General features: G+C 55.4%; 16 protein-coding genes and 1 pseudogene. 3 read left to right on the plus strand and 14 right to left on the minus strand.

Annotation, left to right across the window (positions count from 1 at the left end):
- Positions 1-607 precede the first annotated feature (607 nt).
- The 4 genes from RUGAMON1_RS20085 to RUGAMON1_RS20100 form a co-directional block, all read right to left on the minus strand.
- The gene (locus RUGAMON1_RS20085; RefSeq protein WP_445232194.1) at positions 608-1,216 is read right to left on the minus strand and encodes a hypothetical protein; all 609 of its coding nucleotides are present in this window, start codon (positions 1,214-1,216) and stop codon (positions 608-610) included.
- 140 nt (positions 1,217-1,356) lie between these two features.
- Positions 1,357-1,821 carry a hypothetical protein gene (locus RUGAMON1_RS20090; RefSeq protein ID WP_445232195.1) on the minus strand — a complete coding sequence of 155 codons (465 nt, stop codon included), beginning with the start codon at positions 1,819-1,821 and terminating at the stop codon, positions 1,357-1,359.
- Positions 1,822-1,967: 146 nt separating this feature from the next.
- Positions 1,968-3,233: a deoxyribonuclease II family protein gene (locus tag RUGAMON1_RS20095; protein WP_445232196.1), complete on the minus strand. Its 1,266-nt coding sequence runs from the start codon at positions 3,231-3,233 to the stop codon at positions 1,968-1,970.
- 147 nt (positions 3,234-3,380) lie between these two features.
- Entirely contained in the window at positions 3,381-4,454 is a 1,074-nt protein-coding gene (locus RUGAMON1_RS20100) for a DUF6765 family protein (protein ID WP_445232197.1), read from the minus strand.
- A 748-nt stretch (positions 4,455-5,202) separates the two neighbouring features.
- Here RUGAMON1_RS20100 and RUGAMON1_RS20105 point away from each other — a divergent pair.
- Positions 5,203-7,656, plus strand: a complete 2,454-nt coding sequence (locus tag RUGAMON1_RS20105) for a hypothetical protein (protein WP_445232198.1) — start codon at positions 5,203-5,205, stop codon at positions 7,654-7,656.
- A 281-nt stretch (positions 7,657-7,937) separates the two neighbouring features.
- On the opposite strand, the gene RUGAMON1_RS20110 is transcribed toward RUGAMON1_RS20105, so the two are convergent.
- Complete coding sequence (locus RUGAMON1_RS20110; RefSeq protein WP_445232199.1) at positions 7,938-8,090, minus strand: hypothetical protein; 153 nt, start codon at positions 8,088-8,090, stop codon at positions 7,938-7,940.
- A 19-nt stretch (positions 8,091-8,109) separates the two neighbouring features.
- Positions 8,110-8,352: a hypothetical protein gene (locus RUGAMON1_RS20115; RefSeq protein WP_445232200.1), complete on the minus strand. Its 243-nt coding sequence runs from the start codon at positions 8,350-8,352 to the stop codon at positions 8,110-8,112.
- 229 nt (positions 8,353-8,581) lie between these two features.
- Between RUGAMON1_RS20115 and RUGAMON1_RS20120 the strand changes: the two genes are divergently transcribed.
- The gene (locus RUGAMON1_RS20120; RefSeq protein ID WP_445232201.1) at positions 8,582-9,595 is read left to right on the plus strand and encodes an IS110 family RNA-guided transposase; all 1,014 of its coding nucleotides are present in this window, start codon (positions 8,582-8,584) and stop codon (positions 9,593-9,595) included.
- Between the two features lie 457 nt (positions 9,596-10,052).
- On the opposite strand, the gene RUGAMON1_RS20125 is transcribed toward RUGAMON1_RS20120, so the two are convergent.
- Both RUGAMON1_RS20125 and RUGAMON1_RS20130 read right to left on the minus strand, forming a co-directional pair.
- Entirely contained in the window at positions 10,053-10,904 is an 852-nt protein-coding gene (locus RUGAMON1_RS20125; RefSeq protein WP_445232297.1) for an IS3 family transposase, read from the minus strand.
- A 53-nt stretch (positions 10,905-10,957) separates the two neighbouring features.
- Positions 10,958-11,212 (minus strand): transposase, encoded by a 255-nt coding sequence (locus RUGAMON1_RS20130; protein ID WP_445232202.1) that lies wholly within the window; start codon positions 11,210-11,212, stop codon positions 10,958-10,960.
- A 124-nt stretch (positions 11,213-11,336) separates the two neighbouring features.
- Between RUGAMON1_RS20130 and RUGAMON1_RS20135 the strand changes: the two are divergent.
- Positions 11,337-11,666 (plus strand): annotated as a pseudogene (locus RUGAMON1_RS20135) (helix-turn-helix domain-containing protein); the annotation flags it as partial.
- Positions 11,667-11,850: 184 nt separating this feature from the next.
- On the opposite strand, the gene RUGAMON1_RS20140 reads toward RUGAMON1_RS20135, so the two are convergent.
- The 6 genes from RUGAMON1_RS20140 to RUGAMON1_RS20165 form a co-directional block, all read right to left on the minus strand.
- Positions 11,851-12,126 carry a hypothetical protein gene (locus RUGAMON1_RS20140; RefSeq protein WP_445232203.1) on the minus strand — a complete coding sequence of 92 codons (276 nt, stop codon included), beginning with the start codon at positions 12,124-12,126 and terminating at the stop codon, positions 11,851-11,853.
- Positions 12,127-12,486: 360 nt separating this feature from the next.
- Positions 12,487-12,756, minus strand: a complete 270-nt coding sequence (locus tag RUGAMON1_RS20145) for a hypothetical protein (RefSeq protein WP_445232204.1) — start codon at positions 12,754-12,756, stop codon at positions 12,487-12,489.
- Between the two features lie 17 nt (positions 12,757-12,773).
- Complete coding sequence (locus tag RUGAMON1_RS20150; RefSeq protein ID WP_445232205.1) at positions 12,774-13,037, minus strand: hypothetical protein; 264 nt, start codon at positions 13,035-13,037, stop codon at positions 12,774-12,776.
- A gap of 105 nt (positions 13,038-13,142) precedes the next feature.
- On the minus strand, positions 13,143-13,673 hold the full coding sequence (locus tag RUGAMON1_RS20155; protein ID WP_445232206.1) for a hypothetical protein: 531 nt from the start codon (positions 13,671-13,673) through the stop codon (positions 13,143-13,145).
- Between the two features lie 74 nt (positions 13,674-13,747).
- Positions 13,748-14,287: a hypothetical protein gene (locus RUGAMON1_RS20160; protein ID WP_445232207.1), complete on the minus strand. Its 540-nt coding sequence runs from the start codon at positions 14,285-14,287 to the stop codon at positions 13,748-13,750.
- A gap of 100 nt (positions 14,288-14,387) precedes the next feature.
- Positions 14,388-14,858, minus strand: coding sequence for a hypothetical protein (locus RUGAMON1_RS20165; RefSeq protein WP_445232208.1), 471 nt, complete (start codon positions 14,856-14,858; stop codon positions 14,388-14,390).
- Positions 14,859-14,864: the final 6 nt, after the last annotated feature.

Genomic DNA, 14,864 nt, shown 5'->3' on the forward strand with positions numbered 1-14,864 from the left:
ATTTGATTGATCCAGGTCGATTGTCAGGGAAACATGAAAACTGTAGTCATGCAGGCAACAACTTACGTACCAATGATGAAATGTTGATGACATGGCATGCAATTGATGGCACTTATCTTGTTTCGGTAACAATCCTGGCCAGGCGCCTCCGGATGGGAACAGACGGATTTCAGCCTCCCGGAATTCGGATGGCCGCCAACATCTTTGGGGGTTGTGAGCTCGACGTCTGGTTCTCGGGCTCGGAAGGTTCAGACTAAGGAACCAGGGTATGAAGGGGCATATGACCGCGGGGCGGCATTTGTAAGGCAGTGGAAGGTGGGGCAACTTGAGTGGGGCAATTCCGCAAACAAACGAACACCGCACGTTTGTGTGACTGGCCCCACGTTTTCACACAGCCTCGGGAGTAAGCGGACTCATCCGATTACGATATGGCACCGCCCTACACCTGCACGATGGACGATGGACGAGATTGAATGGTGCCGGGTACCGGCAACGAACCGACTTTAACCAGCTACGAATCGGGCCAGGTTGCGTAAATTCTGGGTAATGATCTTGCTCTTGAAGATATGGTAAAGCCCGCTTTCACGTTGTAGGGCCTTCCCATCCATTACTCAGGTTTATATTCGGCTACACTAGCGCTCTTTTCCGGACTAACGTATACATACTTGATGTCGGCATTGGTCCACCCATTCGCACTAAAGAAGCGCGCACGAATGGCATACAACTTACCAGTGTCCACTTGAACTATGGCCGTCTCGTGGTATTCGACGCCAGGGCCCAACGCGTAATTGTGACCGGGGTAATGCTGAAGTACGTTGTAATGATTTACTACGTACTTTGTTCCACCACCGCCAGAATCCCAGTCAATTATTCGATCGGTTGACGAACGACCTTTTGACGCATCGTCATAGACGATTACCGTAATATCCAAGCCGCAGCTGGTGCACCAGTAATTTGGGTCATTCGGGTCAAGCCTCTCGGCGATGATAGGCACTTTCCCGATGTTTTTCAGCGCGACATCGATCGTAAGTAACGCCGCACCAGTAGTGATATGCGTAGTTTGAGAAGTCAGGGTGACATTCAGGTTTTCCGCCCCCTCACGAAACTCGATAAAGTGCGAATAAGTCCACCATCCACCAACGACGATCGAAGTCAGACTGACAACCGCCGCCATAACCTGCACAGGAGCTTGCGCGCTTCTGAAAAAAGTTTTCACTGCGAGTGTCCACCTTCTCGGTTTTGACCGCATGTTGAAGCCTTGGGCTTGATTGGGTGACTTCATAGTGAACACCTCGATGATTTTTTGGTGAAAGTACAGGACTATAACTAGCGCACTCCCTGCTGCGCATGTGATGGTCAAACCATTGTTGCCAGATCTTGCGCAATGAGCAGCATGCCTCCCCAACAGTAGGCGAGCGCGCCTCCCAAGAATGAACCGAGCGATGCAACGACCAAAGCGTTGACGCTACCCGAGACGCACCAGCAAACCCCTGCCACGACAACAACACCGAAAAACGCCGAAGCTGACCGCAACAGCTTAGCGAGTACCCATGGTAAGAAGTTGCGAAAGTCGCCATATGCAAGCACCCCCATCCGATTCTTCGACATCAGCGCAACGATGGCCAGAATGCTGACTACGCAAAGAGGTAGCACCAACAATGCGCCAAAACCTGTCACCAGCTTCAATGCCCAAGCGGACAGCGGCGATTGCCCCCATTCCCAGGCATAGATGCCGACGGCCGTGCCGGCAGCAAACCATCGCAAGCTCACGGAGGAATGAAAGTGGGGGCGAAGAACAGCGAGCGTGGATTCCTGAACCATGATGAAACTCCTTGTGAGTGAAATTGTTCTCAGTACAGGAAGCAATGTGGTCATTTTTCACGGGCATACATAAGATGCGTTTGAACACACATGAATCCAGGTGTCGCCAACGATTCCGCTAGCACATTCAAGCAAGTGCCCATGAATCAGCGCCGTACCGCAGTGGGCGCTGTTGTTCCACCGGTTGCCCCCTTGATTAGAGCAGCGACACCATCGGCCAACTCCTTGTTGTCAACCACGAAAAACAAACCTCCCCGGCCATTTTGGCTACTGGCACAATTAGGGCCCGATCGCGTCCCCTGCTGGTTCATGTCCGCAAAAATAGCGAAATGATGCTCACCGCCGGTCGACACGCCGATCTTGGCGTGGTTGTAATCGCTACCCGGGCCGCCCTTCAGTCCAAACACCGTGTCTTGCCACAGGCCGCTGGTCGCGATCTCGACTGCGCCGGGCTTGCCCAAAGTCTTACTCCAGCACGCCAACTTCGTGGTCGCCGTCGTCGAGTAGATATACGGCGCCGCCCACCAGGTTGCTGTCCGCAACGGTACACCGCCTAACAGCGCGGACACCATCTGCCACGGCGGAACCTGCAGGTTAGACGGTTTCGATATCAGCCCCACCCCGCTGCTGAGTTGAACGGTAGTGTAGACGGACGAGCTGGACTTCTTGCCCAGCTTCGCCGCCAAGTTCCGAATCTCAGGCGGTCCGCCCAACTTAGCCAATTGGGGGTTGCCAGGATCGGTCGCAACGCTGGCATTCTGCAGCGCGCTCAATACTTCCAATACATCCGACTTGGATAACTTAAGCGCAAAAAAATGCTGACTGACTTTGACGTCGTCGTCCTTCACGCAGCCCAATGTGTTGCCGTCGTTGGCGCGCGGGAAAGCACTGCTGCCGGCGGCGGGCCACGAGGGCGTGGAAACCTGCATGACAAAACCTGCGCCACTGTCGTCCCACGCCAGCATGCCTTTGGAATGGCCCCACGGGCTGCCGCAGGACTTGGTGCAGCCGGTGATCTTCGGGTCATCATAAAACTGGTCGTTCCAGATCAGATAGAAATAGGCGCCGTTGTATACTTGGTCAAAGGTGGCGCCGACCGGATCCGTAGTGCTGGTCCCGACGCAACCACCGCCCTTCTGCAACGCCGGCTCCGCGTCGCTGGCGTAAAGAAACTGCTGGCCGAATGCATAGTTCTGCACATCACCGCCAAACGGGCAGGCTCGCACCGCATCGCCGCCACCACACTGCGGAAACTTAGCCGCATTGAGCTTGAAGACGAACCACCAGTTGGCACTTTTTCCGCTTTCCAGCATCGGCACCGGCGCACTACTGCCGTTCGCGTGGACGATCGGCAGCCAGGTGCAGCAAACTACCGTGGCGACTGCCAACAATACATAGCGCAGCAGGTCCATTTTCTTACGCATCCATAAGCTGAACATCGTTTACCTCAATGAAGTATTCACCGACGAAGTACCCGACGCAGGTAGCGATCTGTATCGGACCACTGAAAGGATGGCGATTCGCCATGCTCGCCGCCGATGCCTGTCTGCCCCACAGTGCTACGCAAGACGCAGCTTGTGGGCCGGCAGGATTCGCTGGGTCACGGCAAAGCGATGCTCCTTGACCGCGTCATGAAACTTCCTGTAATCACTCGACTCGAATGCTTCGGTCCACATCGGTTTGTCATTACCGTCGTCGCGTGCATTGATGCCTGTAGCCTGCGATTTCCAGGAACCAGCCCCCTTGGCAATGTAGACAGGAATCGTCTCGGCCAAGCTCGGCACCGCGCCGTTGGACACCGCGGCTGACAGGTAGTCCAGCCGCCTTTCCGGATCCATGTCCCGATTCCTGTTGATCAGATCCACCAGGACAGCCTTCTGTGCGCCGTCCAGGCCCGGTTGCCGTTCAAACTCTTCCACGCCCTGCTGGTGGGCCTGAATGGCCCTGCAAGCCATGTCGGCCGCGTCAATAAAGTCCTGCGAGTTATCCCGCTGAATGACGTCACCGTAACCATTCTTGTAATGCCATTTCGCCCAAGGCATGTCCGGATAATGCAAGGCCGCGCCATGCCCCAGCGGCAGCAGTTCAGTCAACGCGAACGTCTTGCCGGCATCGACGATATGGTCCGCTTTAGCCTTAAGTCGCTGCAACCACGTGTCTGGTTGTATATCTTCCGAGGTCAGCGCATGCACCGCATTGCCGTTGCTACTGATGCCGGAAAAGCCCTTGTGAGCCCACGTATCGATATACACATGCAGCGTCACGCCCAGCCGATGCAGCGCATTGTCCTGGCCTGCGGCGCGGATTGCATAGCGCACGGCATCGCGCGCGATGGCGCTGTCCTGCCGGCAAACGGCACGCTCTTCGAACGTGTCTCCTTCGCCGCCGGGCAGGAAGTGGAACGGTGCCCATACGGTCCGGTTATCGTCGGAGTTGACGTTCTGGTAGTCGATCATTTCATGTGCACTGGCAAAGCGTTCGAAAGTCTCTCCGCCTGCGAAATGCAACAGGTCCCCAGTGGTGGCATCGTCGACGTACTGGCAAGCATGGGCGACGGTCTTCGCCTGCTCTGGCCCGAGTCCGGCCAGCCGCGCGACGATATAAATCATGCCGTAGTGGAAGTCAATATTCATTGAAGCCCTTCAATAGGTTGGCGGCGGCGTACCTGGACAGAAGTGGCCAAAAGGTCAGTTGTCGCGACGTCGGCGGACTGACCAGCATCTTTCCATATGCTGGATGCAAGATCTACATGATCGGTGAACTCGCCTGTCGTCATACTGGTGCCTTCCTAACGTGCAACTGGGAAGCAACAAGCTTGCTTACGAGAAGAAACGAATACAGCTTATGCCACGACGCTCGCGTCTGGTTCCAGTCAAAAGGAAGTGGCTGAATACGCGCGGAGGCCAGAAGCCGCGTAGGACTAATCCTACAAACACATTGTGCCTTTCTTCTCGAACGGAAATCTATCCAAAGATAACAATTTAAAAATATATTTTGACATTCCGTCACGCGCATACAGCAGCTTTTTCAATTAATAAATTTCCGCAGGCGCAGTACCCTCTTATTCAAAAATTGCTTCGGCCAGCCGCAGTAAAAAATCTCGAAGAAAGGACTAGTACAAGGAGAAGCCAGCATGTGTTGCGTAATCCGTTGATCGTCAGTGAATTCCGACCCGACTCGGCTACACAGGGAAAACTAAGCGTGCCACTTCCGAAATATTAATGACAGGCAACATCTCAAACTTGTAAAATATTGCCACAGAGAATTCAAATTAAGACACCCATGCTTCGCTCAGCACCAGATCCCGTTTCGCAACCATTATCAGGCGCCAATGCCACCAAAGTTATCCCGGTATCGCTGGCCGCCCGCAGCCTCCAAATCATGAGGACCAGCCTTGGATATCTAAAACACATCCTGCTCGGGGAGGCCCGTCTCTTCGCTCCGTTAACCATCTTGGCTGCGCTCCTCATGGCGATCTACCTTCCGGGGCAAATGGTGACGCTATCGCGGTCCATGTCCGCAGGTTGGCTGATACCAACGGAATCTAACGATGGAGCGGGATTTTATAGCGGGGATGGAACCGTGATGCTTTGGTGGCTGCTTTGCTGCGGCGTGATATTAACGCTGGCTTCTTTTTTGAAACCACAACAGGTGAACGCCCGCCGCCCTCACTACGGTCGGAGCGAAGCGTGGACGCAACGACTCGTCATCGTCGTGGCTGCCCACATCCTGATTCTGGCACCACTATTCCTTCATCCCAAAATATATGACTGGTTTCCTTACCCGATTTTGAGTCTGGTAGGCTCCGGCGTAGCAATGGTTTTGCTGAGCAAGCATGATAAGACCGGCGCGATCTTACTCTTTACGACCATCCTCGCGTCCCAAGTAGCCGTGTTGCATGGACAGGAAAATGCAGCATTTATCGCCGGAGGTGTAGTGGTGCTCCTCTTGCATTTGCGTGCAAGCCTGAAGAGCAAGCTTAGATTTCCCCTATGGCTTGCGAGTCTGATCGCAACCAATATCCTCCTAAGCAGCAACATGATTGCATTCATCTTTCTCGGCGGCGCACTGCCGTGGCGGATGCCAGGCGACCATCACTTCGATTACCACGCTGTCATGCTCGCATTATGGTGGCTCCTTCCCTCGCTTATCGCGACCATAGCCATCCGCCTGCCACGTACGCATAATTCCGAACGCCGCCGCCCCTACGCCGCCATGCTCTGGCTAATCCCGCTATTGGCTGCTGCCGCGCTTCCCAACGACATGTTAGCCTTGAATACCCTTTGTGCAACCGCCGGCCTGACGATCGCTATTGCGAGACTGCTTCAGAGTGAAGGAGCTATGATCGCTCGCAGAGTGTTTATCTTGTTCACTCTAGGCTACGCGGCATACAGTATCTGGCTTCTCGATCCCGCCTATGAGGTGGGTGGCGAACGAAGTAGCCAGCAAATCGGCGCCTGGAACCGTGAGCAGGGATTCAATGCCTTTATCGATGCATGGACTGCGGCGCGTGGGGAACGGCTCGCTGATCACGGTCCGATTATTTTATTGGCGGCGTCGGGAGGCGGCTTGCGGGCAGCCGCGCATGCTGCGTTGGCCTTCACCACCGCAGACGACCTGAGCAATGGACTATTCGGCCAACGTGTACTCGCAGTTAGCGGCGTCTCCGGTGGCGCGTTGGGTGCGGTGACTTGGTTGGGAGCCCGCAACGATGGCACTAAGGCGGAAAGTACGAATCCGTTGAAACCCCTCGGCGACGAGCCACGTCTCCCGCAATTGGCGCGCTTTTATTCAGGCGATTTCATCAGCCCCCTGGCCAACACCCTGCTAACCCACGACCTGCTACCGGCGGCGTTGCCCATCCTGACAGGACATTCACGCCGTGCCAACGCATTATCAACATCTTGGCAAGCTCAATGGGAAAAGACTTTCCCCGACAACGGCAGCAGGATTCCGGACCCACTGGTATTCGTCCATTCGGTGAGCGATTTCGCCGCCAAGCCTGGACAGATGCCGATGGTGATCCTTAATACTACAGCGGCCAGCGATGGCCAGCGCGCTGTCTATAGCAGCGTCGATGCCAAGTTCCCAGGAGCCGCGCATCTTGATCCGAACACAAACGTGGCAACCGCAGTGTCGGACAGTGCCCGCTTCGCCTTTGCCAGTCCGGTCGCCCAATCCTGTGCAGATCAACCACTTGCGGCGCCGAAGGTGAATGCATCACCGTTAAAATGTCGGCCCGGCTTTTTCCCAATCACCATCGCCGATGGCGGTTATGCCGACAACTCCGGTCTCGCTTCCATCCACGACATTCTAGACGAGTTGGTGGCGTCCAAACGTGGACTCGAAAATGTGTTCGTCATCATTGTAAAAAGCAACCCCAGCGAAGGGATGCCATTTAACGAGGGCACGCGCTTCGACAATGGCCGTCTGATCGCCGAACTCGCTGCGCCGGGCTATGTGATAGAGGGCGCCCGTTCAGGCCACTCCGCGACCTACGAGCGTCTGATACGGCGGCGCCTGCCTGCCGCGCAAGTAATCACCTGGGATCTAACGTATCAAGAGCTGGGACGGGGCTTCAGGCCAACGCCGCGCCCCATCGAGCGGGATAGCTGGTTCGCTACACTGCAGCAGCGCTCGCAAGCGGCAAGTGCTCTGCAGGCGCTCAATCTGCCTCCCTTGGGTTGGACCCTAGATCCAGCGTCCTTCGAAGGGATTCGTTACCAGTCGCGGCTCCACCCCAACTTTAGCCCGCTCGCCAATTGCGGAAACAACTTAGAGTCCACCGTGATGTGCCGATCGGTGATGGCCGCGAAGCGCCTTCTTCGGCCATAAGTCAGCGGTCCAGTGGCCTCTCGCCTCTCCGCCTGCCCTGCCGCCGCAGTGATTCAGCCGCATGGGATTGCCCAAATGTGACAGTCGCGCTGATTACCAGCGCCGTGGGCCAGGGAGCACGGAGCAGGCTACCGGCAACGAACCGTCTTAGCAAACAAAGGCATCCAAAGCGATTGCGTAATTTCTGGGTAAGTGGTTAGACCCACTTCAGCCACAGGCGCGCGCAGCGCGGCACTGGCCATGGGGCGACTACCAGCTGTTGAACTACCGGCTCCACCAGCTCAGCGCCCGGGCGGCTCCTCGATCGATTCCAGCACCAGGTCGATGGCGGCCGGCGCACCGCAGTGCCGGCGCTGGCCAGCACTTCCCCAGGCACGCACCAGTTGCTGGCCGGCTGCCGTCGGCGCCGCGCTCACGCCAACACCTAATTGCACCAGGCGGCGCGGAATTTTCCTAGTCGAGAAGCCACGGTTTAAGATAGCGCGAGGCTTCTGCAACCTGGGCGCTGACGTGCGCTGCGCTCGCGCCATTCAATTGCAAATAGGACTTGATTTGGTTAAGAGCTTCTTGATGGCCAACATTACGTTCTCGCAGAGACTTGAGCCATTCAAAAGCACGGTCTTCGTCCGCCGGATGCCCTGCAAAACTCAGAGCGCTGCTGCCAAAACACCCTGGCACTTCTTTGTCGTAACTCATAAGTTCCCCTCATACGCCGGCGGCCGGCCGGTTGCGAGCACCACTAGGGCACATCTCCAACGTTAGAACTTTCCTCTCTACAACGGTGCATTCAGAGCGTCGTCAAGTTGCTCCCAAGATGCTGCTGTTGATTTGCACCGAAAACTGATAATCATCTAGCCGTCCTCCCTTCGGCAGAGCCGAGGAATAAAGTCACGGTACGAATCCGAACTTTATCGAGGAGGACGTCATGTTATTTTGTGGCATTGATCTTCATTCCAATAACTGCCTTGTCGTCGTCTCCGACGACGCCGACAAGGTCGTGTATTCCAAGCGGCTACCAAACGATCTCGCAGCGATATGTGCCGCGCTGAGTTCTTATCAACAGGAGCTGTTTGGTGTGGTCGTCGAATCTACCTACAACTGGTACTGGCTGGTTGACGGGCTGATGGCCGCCGGCCATTCAATACACTTGGCCAACACGACGGCGATCAAACAATACGACGGTCTCAAGCACCGTGGCGACGAATCCGATGCACGTCATCTCGCGCATGTTCTTCGACTTGGTTTGCTGCCAGAGGGCCACATCATGCCCAAAGCGGATCGCGCGTTCCGCGACCTTGCGCGCCGGCGCATGCAGTTAGTTGGGCAACGGACGTCTCAGATCGTTTCTATCGAAACCAGCATGGCCCAGCACATGGGCGCCACAATTTCTGGCAACAGCGTCAAGGAGTTGACCGCAGATGATATCGATGCGATGCCGATTGGACCGACAGCGGCGCTAGGCATGAAAGCAAACCTCGCGGTTATGCAGGCGATCCAGGTGCAAATCGATGAGATCGAAGCGACGTTGTCAAAGCGCTGCCGTCGCGATAAAAATTACCGTCTCTTATGTTCCGTAGCCGGTATCGGGCCGATCCTGGCGACAGTCATTTTGTTGGAGACTGGCGATATTGACCGCTTTGCCGACGTTGGAAATTACGCGTCATATTGCCGCTGCGTCGGAAGTGCTCACATGTCCAATGGAAAGAAAAAGGGCGAAGGCAACACCAAAAACGGCAACCGCTTCTTGGCATGGGCATACGTCGAAGCCGCCAATTTTGCGATCCGTTATTGCGAAGCAGCCCGCAAATTTTATCAGCGGAAGAAAGCCAAACGGAACGGCATCGTGGCCATCAAAGCGGTGGCCCACAAGCTCGCTCGCGCTTGCTTCCATATGTTGAAGACTGGCGAGAAGTTTTCTGTGGAGCGATGCTTCACATAATCCTTGGCAACGGCCGGTGAGCCCGCAAGTGGGTTGGATACTGAGCCAGCAAAACTGATTGGACACCGCGTCGTTTGCCATCGCTGTTGCTGTTGCAGGAAATGAGTCGTCCGGATTGTGAGCCACAAGGGTTTGGAGTCGCCAATCGGCAGCCAGAGAATTGACCTTCACTTGGACGCAAGACGGAACCGAGATGCTTCTGGGGCAGCCTCGCTGCCAGGGCGGAATAGCGATTCGGACGTCCGCTTGATCCACATGGGTGACTGGTGCGATTCACGTAACCACACGACGAGGCGTAGGGCACGATTTGTTACTGCTGAAAGACAGCACTGCGATGGGGCAGCAGCGAATCGCGGAGCAGCGCGAGGATTTAATTCGTGTTCTTGACAGTGGACGGCTAATGGGTGACCCACTTTTGGACTGAACCCCTCGGGCTGGACCAATCGGGTCTCCAGATTTAAGCCGCTTGCCGAGCGAGTTGTGCTTCGAATTTATTGGGTGATTGATAGCCTAGCGCCGAATGCATGCGCCGTTCGTTATAAATCTGTTCGATGAAATACGGCAGCCTATTGGCAACATCACGGAACGTCTCAAAGCCAGCCAGATAAACTTCCTCGACTTTCAAGGTCTTCATAAAGCTCTCCGCCTGCGCATTATTGTAAAGGTTCGCCGGCGCACTCATCGAACCAATCAAACCAAACTGCGCCAACGCATCACGATACAGCCTGCTGGCGTATTGGCACCCTCTGTCCGTGTGATGGATGCAGGTGCCTGCCGCTGGCTGCCTTGCAACGTAGGCTGCATTCAATGCAGCCAATGCCAGCGGCGTATCGATCTGCCGCGACAAGGCATAGCCAATGACTTTACGGCTACAGGCATCGAGAATAACTGCCAGATAAACGAACCCGGCTGCAACGCGGATATACGTAATATCTGCAACCCAAACGCGGTCTGGTTCCGTCGGGATATTGTTACGATACAGGTTCGGATATACACATAAATCGGCCTCGAAACCTTTTGCCGGTTTGAAGCGGCGCCTTCGATGGGCATGCAAATCATGGGCTTTCATGATTCTGGCGACTCGCTTGTGGTTGATCACATGGCCTCGTGCATTGAGTTCCAACGTAACGCGACGATAGCCGTAACCGGGGAATTCGTCGTGGATGTCGTCGATCAGGCCGACCAAAGCCAGGTCATCTATCTGCCGTTCTGCAGCACTTGGTCGATAATAGTAGGTGCTCCGAGGAAGGTCGATCACTTGGCATCCCCGTCGGATGGAGCAGGCCTCGGGCCGCTGACGATCGATGATGTCTCGTTGTCGCTCACGAGTCGCAGCCGAGGTGTTTTTTTAAGGAGGTCGAGCTACATGGTGAGCTGGCCGACCTTGCGCTCCAGGGCGGCAATATGGGCCTCGTATTCAACCACGGTAGCTGCGGCGGCCTCTTCCAAATCCAGCTCACCGCGATCAAACTGCGTTAGCCACATCTGCATGAGATTGGCTGACAGGTTGTGCGTCTTCAACGCTTCCCGGCGTCCGACTTTGCCACTACGAACATCGGTGCAGACCTGAATTTTAAATTGCAGGCTATGCCGCCGGTATGGTCCTCTAACTGACATGGTGTCGCTCCTCTTGTGAAGGCTCGACAAGCGTATCACTTCATCTTGCTACCTTGGTCCAGCCCGAGGGGTTCAGTCCAGTTTAGCACACAATCCTACTTATCAGAATGAGTAGGGGATCGGAGTGATTGACGTGGCATTACTAGGAATAATCAGACGCTGGCACCTTCGTGACCAGGTCCCGCTCAGGGAAATCGCCAAGAGGCTCGGCATTTCCCGTAACACCGTCCGGCGCTATCTGCGCTCGGAAATCACTGAACCCGCCTATGCGGAGCGCCAATCCGCCAGCGCCATCGATCCATACGCCTTCCAGCTTTCAGGCTGGCTCAAGACCGAGGCGGCCAAATCCCGTAAGCAGAGACGCAGCCTTAAGCAGCTCCACGAGGAGCTTATCAATTTAGGATTCAAGGGGTCTTACGACAGGGTCGCGGCGTTCGCCAGACAGTGGAGGGAGGGTCAAACGGAGTGGGTCAATTCAGCGCGCAAACGAACATACAGCGCCCACCAGCGAATTCAGCCAAAGCCGGTTTCGTTCGTAATACGTCGGCGCTGCCTTTTTATTAGCCGGCGGAATTGACCTGTTACTCAGTTTAGGAGGCAGAAGAAATTCCAACAGTTTGCTCATGATTTTCCGATCTTTAATCCGGAATGTTTGGTTCGTCGCCCCACATGGCAGATCCTGCACGGTGCGCCTTTGCCGAACCGGCTCGATGAGCTACCGAGAACGGCGAGCCTACCGATGCACTTTGGGTGGAGCGATAGACCAAGCGATCGCCAACAATCGTGCCCACATACTGGCCGTCAGGACCAAATACCTTTTCGCCTTTAATGCGACCTACCGGCACTCCAGAGCGGCTGTAGACAAAAGGCTCGCTTACTTGCAGCGGCTTGCCATCCTTCGTGTAGAGATCCATAATTTTTCCGTTACGCGTTACGTTAATATTAAAACGATTTATACCGATTTCCGTTAATCGTTACGTAAATTTAAAAAACGGTTTATACCGTTTTCCTTAGCCGTCAGGCAGGCTGTTGGCTTGTTTCTTTAGGCCAGTACACGACGCAGAAATCCCCGTCGCTCATGCAGCTTTCGCAGTCGCATTCCCAATCAGTCTCCCACTGCCACGCTTGGCTATTTTTCGCGACGAACTCATGTGGACCGGCATGCCCGACCGCAAGCACGCACCCGTGCGGATCGTGCACATCCGGCGTGTGGTCACGGTTGAGACGCAAGGCACACGGTCCGGTCACAGGGCGGTAGTTCATGGCGATTTTCCCTAGTGTGGCAGGCCAAGGCGCTGGCGCGCTTGGATGTCAAAGTTTTCGACCTCCGATTCCAGCTCGCCCTGGACCTGCACGCGGGCGGCCCGATCACCGCTCATATCGAACGACAGATCGGCCCAAACGATAATCATGCCGAGGGCCATAGCGTGGTGCTGGGCGACGTGCGCAGCGTCCTTCGGCGGACTCGTGGTGTACAAACGGTGAACCGCTCCACGCACGGTTTCGGTGATCTGAGCAAATGTCTTGGCGTCTAGAGTGGTCATAATTCCCCTCGGTTTTCTTAACGCGCGAATGGAACAACGCGATCATGGACGCGGCGGCACGACTCGCATTTGACGTACTCCCGGCCATCCATCCGTGTCGGCTGATATACGAACTTTTGAGGATGCTTACCGTTGCTGTAGTCCTTAACAATTTCTTCGGCACCGCACGAAGTGCATTTGATGTGCGCGTCATCACCATCATGACGGACGAACACATGGCCGACATGGAAACCGGCAGCGGCCGCAGCGCGTGCCGCATCTTCAATTGCTTTCTGGTCCATACATTTCCTTATAAACCGTTTATACGGCAATTTCCTTTTTCCCTGCTTGCGCCGGCGGCCGACCGATTGCAGGCGCCGCCTGGCGCATTTTCAACGCTAGAATTTTTACTGATGTTTTGCTTCAACAGCTTGAAGTGTTCGTCCCGCAGCGCCCATTACTTCCTTGCTCAGTACGCCTGATTCGAGTTTGTATACATTGATGTCCCGGAAATCACGCCCGTATCTGATCAAACGCGCATTCTTGCCCAATGGAATACAGCCTGGCGTCATGTCGCAATTGGTCTTTGGCTTCGGCTTCGGTTGTGGTTGGTTAAGGTCAGGAACTTTTGGAGGTTTTGGAGCATCAGGGTCAGGCTTGGGTGGCCCCACTGGATCGTCTGGGGATTCATCCGTCAGCACTTGAGCCGGCGTTATTGGTTGAAGGTCTTTTGCAGGACGAAAATTCACCGCAGATCCAATGATCACGTTATTCGAAGTGAACACAGCGTTGCCGGAAGAATCAAAAATTATGGAAGACCTCGCTCTCGTTGGCGCTTTATATTCCGGCTGGTCAGCCGCCATCGCAGTGGAAGTGCCGAGAATTGCGTTGGACGTCAAAATAGCACCCAGGACCATTGTGGCCACAAGTTTTCTCATTTTCTACCCCTTCAACATTAATACCAGGCCCTGGCATCCGGCCAGCACGGGCGCTAATGCGCATTTTCCTTGAATTACTCGTCGTCTTGCGCCGGAACAGATTCCCCATGTCCGTGGCCCTCCGAAACGGCCCTCTCCCGATCAATTCGTTCAAGCTCTGCCAACACCAAAGCTCCGGACTTGACCAACATACGATACCTGCCCGTTTCTTTAAATTCCCACCCGTTTGGCCAGAGTCCCGACAGTGGTTCACCCGCCGCGTAGCACGCGGCAGCATTTAACAGCTCGTATCCTGAATGCTCTTCGTCATCATGCTCTGGCGTCCAGCCTTTCACGTCCACCTGGCGCAGGCGCTCGCTGAGCACGGCATTGGCAGAGCGGCGCATATAGCCGTCCATGGGTTCTGGCGCATTAAGTGCAATGAAATCGAGACGGCATGGTACGGCAGGCTCCCGGATACCCAAGATGACCGAAGCGGATACCAGTTGAGACACGAGAGCCAGGGCCGACAGCTTTGCATGGCCATCAGGCAGTTTATCCGCGAGGTCTTTAGCGTCGCGCATTGCGTGCTCGACGGTAATCCTAGCGCGTTCAATTTCTGGCATGTAGTCCATCAGTCCTCGTCCTCATGTTGGCCCGGCACTATGCCGGACCTTCTCAATGCACCAGCCGCCTCATGGGCGGCTATGGTAAGACCTGGTGCAGTTTCCTTGGTCAGCAGTGATCGGACGGCATGTTGGCCGGACAGTCTATGCGGTAGTGTTGCTCGACTTCGGCGAGCATGGCGTCAGCGCCCTTCTCCAGAGCTTCCAGGGTCGGCCGGTCCGCGTAGGAAATCTTCGCGATTGTTCCATTACGATTCATCGGGTAATCGATGTCCGAGAATGTCAGGTCGCGCGCGCGCTTAGTGCCAATCCAATACGATATTGCCACTGAACTTGGCTGCCCCTTCCAGTCGTACATCACGTTATACGAGGCGACTTTGAAACGGCCGTGCGCATGTTTTTCAACCAGGGCGAGTACCTCCGCGACCGTCCTGCTATCGGCGGTTTTATGCGCTTTGACGGCGCCGACCCACTGTCGTTCCTCCGCAGAAGAAAGCGGTACTATTTTCGCGGCCGAATTTGCCAATGCCGGGACTGACAGCGCAGCGGCCGCGGCTAGTAGGTAGGCAATCTGTTGCATGTTTTC

It is taken from the genome of Duganella rhizosphaerae, assembly GCF_040364205.1.
GTDB lineage: Bacteria > Pseudomonadota > Gammaproteobacteria > Burkholderiales > Burkholderiaceae_D > Rugamonas > Rugamonas rhizosphaerae.

Excerpts from the sequence above, each read along its gene's own strand:
- RUGAMON1_RS20120 (WP_445232201.1), top strand. The coding sequence starts at position 8,582 with ATGTTATTTTGTGGCATTGATCTTCATTCCAATAACTGCCTTGTCGTC.
- RUGAMON1_RS20115 (WP_445232200.1), bottom strand. The coding sequence starts at position 8,352 with ATGAGTTACGACAAAGAAGTGCCAGGGTGTTTTGGCAGCAGCGCTCTG.
- RUGAMON1_RS20165 (WP_445232208.1), bottom strand. The coding sequence starts at position 14,858 with ATGCAACAGATTGCCTACCTACTAGCCGCGGCCGCTGCGCTGTCAGTC.
- RUGAMON1_RS20095 (WP_445232196.1), bottom strand. The coding sequence starts at position 3,233 with ATGGACCTGCTGCGCTATGTATTGTTGGCAGTCGCCACGGTAGTTTGC.
- RUGAMON1_RS20140 (WP_445232203.1), bottom strand. The coding sequence starts at position 12,126 with ATGGATCTCTACACGAAGGATGGCAAGCCGCTGCAAGTAAGCGAGCCT.
- RUGAMON1_RS20160 (WP_445232207.1), bottom strand. The coding sequence starts at position 14,287 with ATGGACTACATGCCAGAAATTGAACGCGCTAGGATTACCGTCGAGCAC.
- RUGAMON1_RS20105 (WP_445232198.1), top strand. The coding sequence starts at position 5,203 with ATGAGGACCAGCCTTGGATATCTAAAACACATCCTGCTCGGGGAGGCC.
- RUGAMON1_RS20150 (WP_445232205.1), bottom strand. The coding sequence starts at position 13,037 with ATGGACCAGAAAGCAATTGAAGATGCGGCACGCGCTGCGGCCGCTGCC.
- RUGAMON1_RS20100 (WP_445232197.1), bottom strand. The coding sequence starts at position 4,454 with ATGAATATTGACTTCCACTACGGCATGATTTATATCGTCGCGCGGCTG.
- RUGAMON1_RS20145 (WP_445232204.1), bottom strand. The coding sequence starts at position 12,756 with ATGACCACTCTAGACGCCAAGACATTTGCTCAGATCACCGAAACCGTG.
- RUGAMON1_RS20155 (WP_445232206.1), bottom strand. The coding sequence starts at position 13,673 with ATGAGAAAACTTGTGGCCACAATGGTCCTGGGTGCTATTTTGACGTCC.
- RUGAMON1_RS20090 (WP_445232195.1), bottom strand. The coding sequence starts at position 1,821 with ATGGTTCAGGAATCCACGCTCGCTGTTCTTCGCCCCCACTTTCATTCC.
- RUGAMON1_RS20130 (WP_445232202.1), bottom strand. The coding sequence starts at position 11,212 with ATGTCAGTTAGAGGACCATACCGGCGGCATAGCCTGCAATTTAAAATT.